The sequence below is a fragment of the Pseudomonas sp. PsB genome, from assembly GCF_043658375.1.
In the GTDB taxonomy this organism is placed as follows: Bacteria; Pseudomonadota; Gammaproteobacteria; order Pseudomonadales; family Pseudomonadaceae; genus Aquipseudomonas; species Aquipseudomonas putida_Z.
Window position 1 is genome coordinate 1 of the sequence record NZ_JBIGLU010000015.1, and the last position, 12,067, is coordinate 12,067.

General features: G+C 64.9%; 11 protein-coding genes. 8 read left to right on the forward strand and 3 right to left on the reverse strand.

What is annotated here, in order from left to right:
* Nucleotides 1–230: 230 nt before the first annotated feature.
* Complete coding sequence (locus ACGLHT_RS17920) at nucleotides 231–2,039, forward strand: ABC transporter ATP-binding protein/permease (RefSeq protein WP_137163444.1); 1,809 nt, start codon at nucleotides 231–233, stop codon at nucleotides 2,037–2,039.
* Here ACGLHT_RS17920 and ACGLHT_RS17925 read toward each other — a convergent pair.
* Entirely contained in the window at nucleotides 2,036–3,256 is a 1,221-nt protein-coding gene (locus ACGLHT_RS17925) for an MFS transporter (RefSeq protein WP_274120474.1), read from the reverse strand. The two genes, ACGLHT_RS17920 and ACGLHT_RS17925, sit on opposite strands and share 4 nt — an antisense overlap.
* Nucleotides 3,257–3,557: 301 nt before the next feature.
* Here ACGLHT_RS17925 and ACGLHT_RS17930 point away from each other — a divergent pair, with 301 nt between their 5' ends.
* The 5 genes from ACGLHT_RS17930 to ACGLHT_RS17950 all read left to right on the forward strand — a co-directional run bounded on the left by ACGLHT_RS17930 (nucleotide 3,558) and on the right by ACGLHT_RS17950 (nucleotide 8,763).
* Nucleotides 3,558–5,792, forward strand: a complete 2,235-nt coding sequence (locus ACGLHT_RS17930) for a TonB-dependent siderophore receptor (protein ID WP_137163446.1) — start codon at nucleotides 3,558–3,560, stop codon at nucleotides 5,790–5,792.
* Nucleotides 5,793–5,996: 204 nt separating this feature from the next.
* The gene (locus ACGLHT_RS17935) at nucleotides 5,997–6,284 is read left to right on the forward strand and encodes an iron transporter (RefSeq protein WP_075044517.1); all 288 of its coding nucleotides are present in this window, start codon (nucleotides 5,997–5,999) and stop codon (nucleotides 6,282–6,284) included.
* Complete coding sequence (locus tag ACGLHT_RS17940) at nucleotides 6,281–7,795, forward strand: PepSY domain-containing protein (protein WP_274120475.1); 1,515 nt, start codon at nucleotides 6,281–6,283, stop codon at nucleotides 7,793–7,795. Before ACGLHT_RS17935 ends, ACGLHT_RS17940 begins: the two co-directional genes overlap by 4 nt.
* Nucleotides 7,792–8,124: a DUF3325 domain-containing protein gene (locus ACGLHT_RS17945; protein ID WP_084785125.1), complete on the forward strand. Its 333-nt coding sequence runs from the start codon at nucleotides 7,792–7,794 to the stop codon at nucleotides 8,122–8,124. Before ACGLHT_RS17940 ends, ACGLHT_RS17945 begins: the two co-directional genes overlap by 4 nt.
* 99 nt (nucleotides 8,125–8,223) lie before the next feature.
* Nucleotides 8,224–8,763, forward strand: a complete 540-nt coding sequence (locus tag ACGLHT_RS17950; RefSeq protein ID WP_274078724.1) for a histidine phosphatase family protein — start codon at nucleotides 8,224–8,226, stop codon at nucleotides 8,761–8,763.
* Nucleotides 8,764–8,766: 3 nt separating this feature from the next.
* Here the strand turns inward: ACGLHT_RS17950 and ACGLHT_RS17955 are convergent, their stop codons facing one another.
* Nucleotides 8,767–9,552, reverse strand: a complete 786-nt coding sequence (locus ACGLHT_RS17955) for a sulfite exporter TauE/SafE family protein (protein ID WP_013971855.1) — start codon at nucleotides 9,550–9,552, stop codon at nucleotides 8,767–8,769.
* A 261-nt stretch (nucleotides 9,553–9,813) separates the two neighbouring features.
* Nucleotides 9,814–10,407 (reverse strand): helix-turn-helix domain-containing protein, encoded by a 594-nt coding sequence (locus ACGLHT_RS17960; protein WP_137163449.1) that lies wholly within the window; start codon nucleotides 10,405–10,407, stop codon nucleotides 9,814–9,816.
* A 114-nt stretch (nucleotides 10,408–10,521) separates the two neighbouring features.
* On the opposite strand from ACGLHT_RS17960, the gene ACGLHT_RS17965 reads away from it, so the two are divergent.
* Both ACGLHT_RS17965 and ACGLHT_RS17970 read left to right on the forward strand, forming a co-directional pair.
* Entirely contained in the window at nucleotides 10,522–11,658 is a 1,137-nt protein-coding gene (locus ACGLHT_RS17965) for an FAD-binding oxidoreductase (RefSeq protein ID WP_025338400.1), read from the forward strand.
* Between the two features lie 12 nt (nucleotides 11,659–11,670).
* On the forward strand, nucleotides 11,671–12,048 hold the full coding sequence (locus tag ACGLHT_RS17970) for a RidA family protein (RefSeq protein WP_025338401.1): 378 nt from the start codon (nucleotides 11,671–11,673) through the stop codon (nucleotides 12,046–12,048).
* Nucleotides 12,049–12,067 lie beyond the last annotated feature (19 nt).

Consider the following 12,067-nt stretch of genomic DNA (forward strand, 5'->3'; position numbering starts at 1 on the left):
CCAGGATTGATGCGCAACAGTTGAAATTGCTGGGGCTGCTTTGCAGCCCTTTCGCGACACAAGGCCGCTCCCACAGGGGATCACAACAACTTTTAGAACTTGAGCAAGACATTTGCTCCCAAAGGGCCCCGCGTAGCTCCGAAAAGCAATCATGAAATGTGCGTCATTTATGCCTGACGAATCACAGGTCAATGCTACGCTCGCGGAAATACTCAGCACGGATACCTATCATGGAAATGAACTGGCACCAGGCCCTGCAAGAGAGCCTGAGTTGGCTGGCAATCGCCTCGTTCATCACCCTTATCTGCTTCACAGCAGCCGCCACACTGGCTGTACGTTGTACGCGCTGGGGCAGCCAGTTCTGGCAGCTTGCCGGGCCCTATTTCAGTTTCAGGCGCAGTTGGCGGCCGTTACTGGTGTTCGCCCTGCTGCTGGTATTGACGCTATTCTCGGTGCGCCTGAACGTGCTGTTCTCGTTCTGGTACAACGGTTTCTACAGCGCATTGCAAGGCCTTGACCAAGCCGCCTTCTGGTACCTGCTCGGCGTCTTCGCGGTATTGGCCACCATCCATGTGCTGCGTTCGCTGTTCACCTTCTATGTAAGCCAGGCGTTCAGCATCCAGTGGCGGGTCTGGCTGACCGAGCGCCTGACCCACGACTGGATGCACGGCGATGCCTACTACCGTGGCCAGTTCCTGGCCGAGCCGGTGGACAACCCTGACCAGCGTATCGAACTGGACGTCAACGCCTTTGTCAGCAACTCGGTGACCCTCGCCCTGGGCGCGGTCAGCGCGCTGGTTTCGTTGGTGGCGTTCACCGGCATCCTCTGGGGGCTGTCGGCGCCGCTGGCCGTCGCTGGTGTGGAGATTCCCCGAGCGATGGTATTTGCCGTGTACCTGTACGTCATCATCGCCACCTGGATCGCCTTCCGCCTCGGGCGGCCGCTGATCCGCCTGAACTTCCTCAACGAAAAGCTCACCGCCAACTTCCGTTACGCGTTGATGCGCCTGCGCGAGAACGCCGAGAACATCGCTTTCTACCAGGGCGCGCAGGTCGAGCGGGGCACCTTGCTGGGCCGCTTTGGTGCCTTGATCGTGAATGCCTGGGCGCTGGTGTTCCGGAACCTGAAATTCAGTGGTTTCAACCTGGGGGTGAGCCAGGTAGCAGTGGTGTTCCCGTTCATTCTGCAGGCACCGCGCTTCTTCAGCGGGGCGATCAAGCTGGGCGACGTCATGCAGACCTCCCAGGCCTTTGGCCAGGTGCAGGATTCGTTGTCATTCTTCCGCGAGTCGTATGATGCGTTTGCCCAGTACCGGGCTACCCTCGACCGTCTGACCGGCTTCCTCGATGCCAACGAGCAGGCGAGCGCTTTGCCGCGCGTCATCACCGAGGACCAGGAGCATGCCTTGGCGATCAGCCGCCTGCAGGTGCTGCGCCCGGACGGGCATGCCCTTATCGCCGACCTGAACCTTGACCTGCACGCCGGCCAGGCACTGTTGATCAAGGGGCCGTCAGGCAGTGGCAAAACCACGCTGCTGCGAGCGCTGGCAGGCCTCTGGCCGTATGCCGAGGGTGAGGTCAGGCGCCCGCTGGGCCACCAGGCGCTGTTCCTGTCGCAGCGGCCGTACCTGCCGCTGGGCGATCTGCGCGCCGTCATTGCCTACCCGGCGGCCAGCAGGCCTGAGGATGAAACGCGGATGCAGCAGGCCTTGCGCCAGGTCAACCTGGCCCACCTGGCCGAGCGACTGGACGTCAGCTGTGACTGGTCACACATTCTCTCGGTCGGTGAGCAGCAGCGCCTGGCATTTGCCCGGGTGCTGTTCAACCGGCCGCAAGTGGTGTTTCTCGACGAGTCCACTTCGGCCATGGACGAAGGGCTCGAGCATGCCCTGTATTCACTGTTGCGCACGGAAATGCCGGGGGCGTTACTGGTCAGTGTCGGGCACCGCAGCACGCTGGCAGGTTTCCATACCCATCGGCTGGAGGTGGATGGGCATGGCGGCTGGTCGCTACTGGAACAGCAGCCAGCGCTGGCCTAGTGCGGCTTGCCGGTGATCGGGCCTGACCTGAGCAATGCGACCCCGACCAGGGTGCTGCCGGCACACGCTGCGCCAAGCAGGAATGTCGCCTTGAAGCCGACCCCGTCCCACAGCAGCCCGGCCACCACGCTGGCCACCAGCAGCGCCACGCCGGTCAGCAGGTTGAACAGGCCGAAGGCTGTACCGCGCAGTTCGGCGGGGGCGCTGTCGGCGATCATGGCGGCAAAGATGCCTTGGCTGAAGCCCAGGTGCAGGCCCCAGGCAGCCACCCCCATGGCCAGCCCGGTCCAGCCCGGCAGCAGGGCCAGCAGCAGGTCGGCGGCGACCAGCAGCCCCAGCCCGGTCATCAGCACGCCGCGGCGGCCTACGCGGTCCGACAGCACCCCCGCGGGGTAGGCCGACAGCGAGTAGGCCAGGGCCATGAGCACCAGCACTGCCGGCGCCCACAGCGGCGCCAGGCCCATGTCCTGGGCGCGCAGCAGCAGAAACGCCTCGCTGAAGCGGGCGAGGGTGAACAGCGTGGCCAGGCCGATCAGCCGCCAGTAGGCCGGGCCCAGGCGGGCCAGCTCGTGCAGGGCCAGCGGTGAGCGCACCGGCCGGGTGGTGGCCGGCGTTTCAGGTTCGCGCACGAAGGCGATGAGGATGTACACCGCCACGAACGCCGGGAGCACCGCCACCCAGAACACCGTCTGGAAATGGCTCGCGGTCAGCCACATCAGCACGATCGCCAGCAACGGCCCAAGGAAGGCGCCCACGGTATCCAGCGCCTGGCGCAGGCCAAAGGCTGCACCACGCAGTTCTGCGGGCGTGACGTCGGCCACCAGCGCATCGCGCGGCGCCCCACGAATGCCTTTGCCTACCCGGTCGACGAAGCGTGCTGCGGTCAACCACTCCAGCCCGGAGGCCATGGGGAACACCGGCTTGGTCAACGCACCCAGGCCATAGCCCAGCACCGTGAGCAGCTTGCGCTTGCCCAGCCGGTCGCTGAGGGCACCGGAAAACACCTTGGTGATCGAGGCGGTCGCCTCGGCGATGCCTTCGATAAAGCCCACCGCCACTACCGAGGTGCCGAGCACGGTGACCATGTACAGCGGCAGCAGTGCGTGAATCATTTCCGAGGAAATGTCCATGAACATCGACACGAAGCCCAGCGCCCAGACACTGCGAGGGATCTTTGACAGGGACCTGGTGGCGTGGCTTTCTTCGTGGCTGCGCATCAGGAGGCTCGGCAGAGAGGGCTACGTTCGAAACTGTAGGAGCCGTCACGCAGGATGCAAATCGGACAGGTGTATGCAAGCAACAGCGCGAATAGCCGGGCTGCGCCGGCAACGCTGTCGTGTCAGCAAAGTTCCGTTACAAACATGTAAACTTCGTAAATAAGATTTAAACTCATTTGCGAATCTCTATATTTACCATCCCTGTTGGCCACCAAACTGTGTTTGCGAGGCCGGTGGGCGAGGGCTCCCGGTTTCCGACAGGGATGTGCCGTTTCGCTCATGAATCGCAGGAGATGTACCCATGCAGTGCAAGACTTCACCCAACAGCCTGGCCCTGGCGTTCGTCGCGCTGGCGTCACCGGCCATGGTGGCCACCGTGGCCCAGGCCGAAGAACAGCGCACGGGTGAGGTGCTGGAGATGCCGGTTGCCGACAGCGCGCTGGTGATTCAGGACACCCTGGTCACCGCCGAGCGCGAGGCACGCCAGGCCCTGGGTACGTCGATCATCACCGCCGAAGACATCAAGCGCCATCCGCCGGCCAATGACCTGTCCGACATCATCCGTCGCGAGCCCGGGGTCAACCTGACCGGCAACAGCGCCAGCGGCGCGCGTGGCAACAACCGGCAGATCGACCTGCGCGGCATGGGCCCGGAAAATACCCTGATCCTCATCGACGGCAAGCCATCCAGCGCACGCAACGCCGTGCGCTATGGCTGGAACGGCGACCGCGATACCCGCGGCGAAACCAACTGGGTACCGGCAGAAGCGGTCGAGCGCATCGAGATCCTGCGTGGCCCGGCGGCCGCACGTTACGGTTCCGGCGCCATGGGCGGGGTGGTCAACATCATCACCAAGCGGCCCACCGACGAACTCAAGGGCAGCGTCAGCCTGTACACCCAGCTGCCGGAAGACAGCGCCGAGGGCGCCAGCCGCCGGGCCAACTTCAACCTGGGCGGCGGCCTGACCGACAACCTCGGCTTCCGCTTGTACGGCGGCCTGGCCAAGACCGATGCCGACGACCTGGACATCAATGCCGGGCATGCCACCAGTGCGCTGGTGGCCGGCCGCGAAGGCGTACGCAACAAGGACATCAATGGCCTGCTGAGCTGGAAGCTGAACGACGAGCACCGCCTCGAGGCCAGTGCCGGCTACAGCCGCCAGGGCAATATCTTTGCCGGCGACACCATGAACAGCAACGGCGGTGGTGACGTCGAGTTCGTGTCCAGCCTGTACGGCCACGAAACCAATGTGATGCAGCGCAGTACCTACGACCTGACCCACCTGGGCGATTTCACCTGGGGTACCAGCAAGACCGTGCTGGCCTACGAGTACGTGCGCAACTGGCGCCTCAGCGAGGGCCTGGCAGGCCGCACCGAAGGTGCCCCCAATGCCGAAGGCGCCGCCATGTCGCGCCTGCGCAACACGCGCCTGAGCAGCGAAGTGAACCTGCCATTCGCCATGGGCAGCACCGAACATGTGCTGACCCTGGGCGGCGAGTACCTGTACGAAGCGCTCAATGACCAGGGCTCGCTGCGCCCGCAAAGCTCGGACCCTACCGGTAACGGCGGGTTGGTCGGTTTCGACCGCAGCAGCTCGAAGATGACCGCCCGCAGCTATGCGCTGTTCGTCGAGGACAACATCATTGTCGGCGACACCACCATTACCCCGGGCCTGCGTTTCGACCACCACGAAACCTTCGGCGACAACTTCAGCCCCAGCCTGAACCTGTCGCACAAGCTAACCGAAGCACTGTCGGTCAAAGGCGGTATCGCGCGCGCCTACAAGACCCCGAACCTGTACCAGTCCAATCCCAATTACTTGCTGTACAGCCGCGGCAACGGTTGCAGCGTGCAGCAGACCAACAATGGTGGCTGTTACCTGCAGGGCAACGCCGACCTCAAGCCCGAGATCAGCGTCAACAAGGAAATCGGCCTGATGTACGACCGTGGTACCTGGCGCACCAGTGCCACGTACTTTCGCAACGACTACAAGAACAAGATCGTCGGTGATACCGATGTGCTGTACACCATCGGCACCGGCAGCCGCGTGACCCAGTGGGACAACGCCGGCAAGGCGCGGGTGGAAGGTATCGAAGGCAACCTGTTCATCGAGCTTACCCCGGCCCTGGACTGGAACACCAACCTGACCTGGATGCTCGACAACGACAACCGCGAGACCGGCGAGCCGCTGTCGGTGATCCCGGAATACACCGTCAACACCACCCTCGACTGGCGCGCCACCGAGAAGCTGTCGTTCCAGGTGGCGGGTACCTACTTCGGCAAGCAGAAGTCGCCGACCTTCAACGAACGCACCCAGCAAGGCTACGACAAGACCGCGCAACAGGACGTGGAAGCCTACGGCCTGGTGGACGTGAGCGCTGGTTACAAGTTCAACGCCAACTACGACGTGCGGGTGGGGGTGAACAACGTGTTCGACAAGCAGATCCTGCGTGGCGGCAACGCCAGTACTTCGGGCGCCAATACCTATAACCAGCCGGGCAGGGCGGTGTTCGCTGCGCTGAACATCAACTTCTGATCCAAGGGGCCGCTGCGCGGCCCATTCGCCGGCAAGCCAGCTCCCACAGGGATCGCGCCAACGTTGGGAATTTGAGCAAGACAGTTGCTTCCACTGGTACCACACAGTATTCGAACCCTGTGCAATCCCTATGGGAGCTGGCTTGCCGGCGAATGGTCTGCAAAGCAGCCCCGGATGCCACCGATCAACGCCAAGGAGCCCCCGATGATCAAAGCCCCCGCCTGGCTGCAGATCCTCTCCCGCAGCTGTGCCGCACTGCTCGGCGGCTATGCCCTCAGCTACGCAGCCAGTGCCTGCCTGGCCCGCATCCTGCCGCTGGCTGCCGCCGATGCGGTCATCGTCGCGACCCTGCCGGCCTTCATCTTCTACACCGCCGCCATCCTCTGGGCCTTCGCCTGCAGCGATGCCCTGCGTGCCTGGGCCCCGCTGGCTGTGGCCGTACCGCTTGCCCTGATCGGCTTCTGGCCGCAGGCACTGGAGTGGCTGGCATGAAGAACACCTTCACCCAATCGATGGCCTGGCTGCACACCTGGGCCGGGCTGATTTTCGGCTGGCTGCTGTTCGCCATCTTCGTCACCGGCACCCTGGCGGTATTCGACAAGGAACTCGACCACTGGATGCAACCGGAAATCCCGGCCACCGAGGTACCCCAGGCCGACGCCGCGCGGCGCGCCATTGCCTACCTGCAGGCCCACGAGCCGCAGGCTGGCAACTGGGGCATCAGCCTGCCGAGCGAGCGCTCGCCCGGGTTGCGCGTGTCCACCGGCGAGCGTCGCCATGGTCCCACCGTACTGCTCGACCCGCGCACTGGCGAGGCCATCGAGGTGCGGGACAGTGTTGGTGGCAACTTCTTCTTCCGCTTCCATTTCACCCTCGACCTGCCACGCAACTGGGGCATCTTCGTGGTCGGCGCGCTGGCCCTGGTGATGCTCGCGGCGCTGGTCACCGGTATCGTCATCCACAAGAAGATCTTCAAGGAGTTCTTCACCTTCCGGCCGAACAAGGGCCAGCGCTCGTGGCTGGATTTCCACAACGCCAGCGCGGTGCTGTTGCTGCCGTTCCACCTGATGATCACCTACACCGGCCTGGTGATCTTCATGCTCATCTACATCCCGGCCGGAGTCGATGCGCTGTTCGCCGGCGACAACCGTGCCTACTTCCAGGCCCAGGGCAATGCCCGCCTGGAGCAGCCTCGTGGCCTGGCCAGGCAACCGGCCGCGCTGGTCGATGTCGCGCCATTGCTGGCCCAGGCCGAGGCGCGCCTGGGGCCGATTGGTGGCCTGAATATCCGCAACCCCAACACGGCGGCGGCGCGTATCGAAATACGCCCCGGGCTGGGCAACCGCATTGCCTTGGCCAAGGGTCAGGCCATGGTCTTCGATGGTGTCAGCGGGCAGTTGCTCGGCGACGTCGCCGAATGGCGCGCGGCACCATTGACCCAGCGGGTCATGGCAGGCCTGCATTTCGCCCAGTTTGGCGGCTATCCGATGCGCTGGTTGTATTTCGTCTGCGGGCTGGTCAGTTGCCTGATGATCGCCAGCGGGCTGGTGCTGTTCTGCGTGAAGCGTGGGCGCAAGTACGCCAGCGCCGAGGCTTCGGTGCGGCGTTGGTACCGGGTGGCGGAGGTGTGCAACGTGGGCTTCGTCAGTGGCCTGTTGTTGGCGTGCGTGGGGTTGCTGTGGGCCAGCCGTGTTCTGCCGGTGGAACTGGCGCAGCGGGAGAGCTGGGAGGTTCGTGCGTTCTTTGGTGTATGGCTGCTGGCGCTGTTGCATGCCGGTATCAGGCCGGTACGCCGGGCCTGGGTCGAGCAACTGCTGCTGACCGCGTTGCTGTGCATTGGCCTGGGTGCGTTGGGTGGCTTGGGCGACGCCATGCGCCTGGGGGTGGTGGCCTGTGCCTTGGTGTTGGGTGTATTGCTCGGGCTGCTGGCCTGGCGCGTATGGCAGGCGCAGTGGGTGCCGCAGAAGGCCAGGGCAGGGCGGCGGATGGAGGCCGGGGCATGATGATGTGGATCATGGGCAGCGTGTTGTTCGCCTACGCTGGCATGCTGGGGCTGTGCCAGGGGCTGGAGCGGCATTACAAGCAGGTATGGAACCGCACCTGCCCGCCGGTGCTGCGTGTCGGCTTGCGCGCGGCCGGCTGGCTGGCGTTGCTGGCCAGTCTGGTGCTGTGTGCCCAGGCCTGGGGCTGGGCCATGGGGCCGGTGGCCTGGTTTGCCGTGATGTCGCTGGCGGGGATGGTGCTGGTATTGCTGCTGCCATACTGGCCGCGGCTGGCGGTGGGGTTGGTGGCAGCGGTGCCGGTTTGGGGACTGATGCTGCTGATGATCTGACCAGGCCCCATCGTCGGCGCAGCCGGTGCCAGGTTGTTGCGGTAAAAAGTGCCAAGGCATGTTAAACCTTGCGCCCCGACCCGCTGCGAGAGAAACCCGGTGAAAGCCGTCCGCCTGACCCTGATCTGCCACGCCCTTACCCAGGCCCAGAAGACCGGGCGCCTGCACCGTGCCGACGACGGCATCCTGCCGTTGGGCCAGCAGCCTTTCGCCGACCTTTCCGGTGTGCCGGTGCTGACTGCACCAGAGCGGCGAGCCTGTGAGACGGCGGCGTGGTTTTCGGGGCCGGTGCAGGTCGAGCCGGCCTTGGCCGATTGCGACCTGGGGCGTTGGCAAGGGCTGACGCTGAAGCAATTGCAGGCCGAGCAACCGCAGGCGATGGCCGAATGGCTGCAGGCCCCGGCCAGTGATGTGCACGGCGGCGAGTCGTTCGCCGTGCTTTGCCAGCGCATCGCCGCCTGGTTGGGGGCCTTCGACAGGCCGGGTGAATGGGTGGCGGTTACCCACCCGATGGTCATGCGCGCCGCGCTGGTGCACGTACTTGGCTGCCCGATGAGCGCCAGTCAGCGGGTCGACGTGTTGCCGCTGTCGCGCCTGGAGCTGAGCTTTACCGGGCAGTGGCGCCTGCGCCTGGGCTGAGGGTCAGAACGCCAGCTTGTAGCCGATCAGCAGCAGCATCGCCGCCAGGCACGGACGCAGCACGCGGTCGGAAATCCGCCCGGTGAGGTGGCTGCCCAGGTAGATGCCTGGCAGCGAGCCCAGCAGCAGGTAGCCCAGCAGCGACCAGTCCATGTTGCCCATGCCGGCATGGCCCAGGCCCGCCACCAGGGTAAGTGGCACGGCGTGGGCGATTTCGGTACCGACCAGGCGGCGGGTGACCAGGAACGGGTACAGCAGGAACAGCGCCACGGTACCCAGTGCGCCAGCACCGATGGAAGTGAGGGTGACCATCACCCCCAGCACCACGCCGGTGAGCACGGTAAGGGTGTTCAGGCTGCGGTCGCTGAGGTGGTAGTGGTCACCGGCATGGCGGCTGGCGAAGGCCTGCAGGCGCGATTTGAACAGGATGGCCAGCGCGGTCAGGATCAGCACCACCGCCAGGCCTTGCTTGATGACGGCGTTGAGCGCCGAGGTGTCGGTGTGCAGGGTGCTGAGGAACCAAAGGGTCAGCGCCGCCGCGGGCACGCTGCCCAGGCTGAGCAGGCCGGTGATCTTCCAGTCGACGTTCTTGTTGCGCGCATGCACCCAGACGCCACTGGCCTTGGTGATGGCGGCGTAGAGCAGGTCGGTGCCGACGGCTGTTGCCGGGCTGATGCCAAACCACAACAGGATCGGGGTCATCAGCGAGCCGCCACCGACGCCGGTCATTCCGACGATGAAACCCACGACCAGGCCCGCAATGGTGAAACCGAAAGAACCTACATCCATACGCTACTCGACTGCCCAACTTTGCCCGTTATCGGATGCAGCCCAGCATATAGATTTTTTTATAGCCAAATAGACTTGTTCGTTATTAGGTTATAACCGAGACGGCGACGTACGCGATCTTTGTAGGAGCGGCCTTGTGTCGCGAAAGGGCCGCAAGGCGGCCCCGACAATATGTGTTGTGCTGCTGATATCCCGGGGCTGCTGCGCAGCCCTGTCGCGACACAAGGCCGCTCCTACAAAAAGGCGCATCGTTCAACACAGTCAGCGATCAGTCATCACCACCATCACATGTGCATCTGCGCCATCGTCACTTTCCGACAGGTAGATATGCCCCACCTGGCTGTCGAAATACGCCGTCTCCTGCGGCCCGATGCTCACCGCTTCGCCGGTTTCGAACTCGATACGAACGCGCCCGCTCAGCACCAATGCGAACTCTTGCCCGGGGTGCCGGATAAAATCGTCGAACTGGCCGCGTTCACGGGCAATGATGCGGGCATAGGCGGGTGTCATGCGCCGTTCGGGGAAGTCGCCGGCGATCGGGTGGTAGTCATAGGTGCCGGTCGAGTAGCCCGCCGCCGCCGGCAGTGAATCGACCACCACGGTCACCGGTGCCGGTGCCATGACCGTGCCGCTGGCGCGCAACAGCTGGGCAATGTCGACATTCAGTGCTCGGGCGGCGGCGGCCAGTTTTTCGTAGCTGACCGAGACCTGCGCCAGCTCCATCTTCGACAAGGTGGACAGCGGTACGCCGCTGGCTTCGGACAATTGCTTGAGGGTCATCTGGCGCGCCTTGCGCACCTGGCGCAGGCGCTGGCCGACTACGGCACGGTCCAGCAGGGGTAGGGCAGCGGGCATTCGGGGTCTCGGCATGCGGCGTTGGTCGGGCATCTTACCTTGGACCCTTGCGTATTCGTAAATTCTCATATATTAGAATTCTCATAAATGATAATTAGCCTGGCAGGAGCGTGCATGACCCCGATCTACGACACCCTGATCATCGGCGCCGGCATTGCCGGTGCATCTCTGGGCTATCGCCTGGCCGGCCAGCAGAAGGTGCTGCTGCTCGAGCGCGAGGCACAGCCTGGCTACCATTCCACCGGGCGTTCGGCAGCCATGTTCATGGAGGCCTACGGCACCCCACAGATCCAGGCGTTGACCCGCGCCAGCCGGGCCTTCTACGAAGCACCACCACAGGGTTTCTGCGAGCACCCGCTGCTGGAACCGCGTGGCTGCCTGTACGTCGCCAGCCTGGAACAGCGCACGCTGCTCGAGCAGACCCATGCGCAGAACCTGGCCAACGGCACCGAGGTCAGCCTGCTCGACCGCGACGCCGCCCTGGCCCTGGTGCCGAGCCTGCGTGGCGAGAACCTCGCCGGCGCGGTGCTCGAGGCGGGGGCCATGGACCTGGACGTACATGCCCTGCACCAGGGCTTCTTGCGTGGCTATCGCGCCGCTGGCGGCGAACTGCGCTGCAACGCCGAGCTTGTCCAGGCCTGGTACCTGGATGACCTGTGGCAGGTGCAGCTGGGCGATGGCAGCCGCGTGCAGGCGCGCCAGCTGGTCAATGCCGCTGGCGCCTGGGCCGACCGTGTGGCCGAGCAGTGCGGCGTGGCGCGTATCGGCCTGCAACCCTGCCGGCGCAGTGCCTTTACCTTCCCCGGCCCGGCAGACCAGGACTTCGCCCGCTGGCCGGCGGTAATCGGCGTAGACGAAAGCTTCTACTTCAAGCCCGACGCCGGCCAGCTGCTGGGTTCGCCGGCCAATGCCGACCCGGTCGAACCCCAGGACGCCGCGCCCGAGGAGCTCGACGTGGCTTTGGGCATCTACAACATCGAGGCCATGACCACCCTGGCGATCCGCCGGCCGAGCCACACCTGGGCCGGGCTGCGCTCGTTCGTCGCCGACGGCGACCTGGTGATCGGTTTCGATGTGCACGCGCCAGCGTTCTTCTGGCTGGCGGCACAAGGTGGCTATGGCATCCAGTCGGCTGCGGGCGCCTCGCGCCTGGCTGCCGACCTGCTGCTGGGCCAGCCCCTGTGTCCTGGCCTTGTCAGCCAGGGGGTGGCGCCCGAGCGCCTGTCCCCGGCCCGTTTCCAGCAATCCTGAAAGGAGCATCCCATGAGCAATGATATCCAGCGTTTCCCCAGCAGCCTGCCGTTCCCGTTCTCCCGTGCGGTGAAAGCCGGCGGCTTCCTGTTCCTGTCCGGCCAGGTGCCGATGAGTGCCGGCGGCGAAGTGGTGCGCGGTGACATCCAGACCCAGACCCGCGCCGCCTGCGAGCGCATCGGCGAAAGCCTGGCGGCCTGCGGCGCGCGTTTCGACCAGGTGGTCAAGGCCACGGTGTGGCTGTCGGACATGAGCCACTTCGCCGGTTTCAACGAGGTGTACAAGGAGTTCTTCGGCGCAGCGCTGCCGGTGCGCTCGACCGTGGCCTCGGCATTGGCGCTGGGGGTGGATGTGGAGATCGAAGTGCAGGCGTTTGTCGGCGACGCCTGAGCGCTCTTGTAGGAGCGGC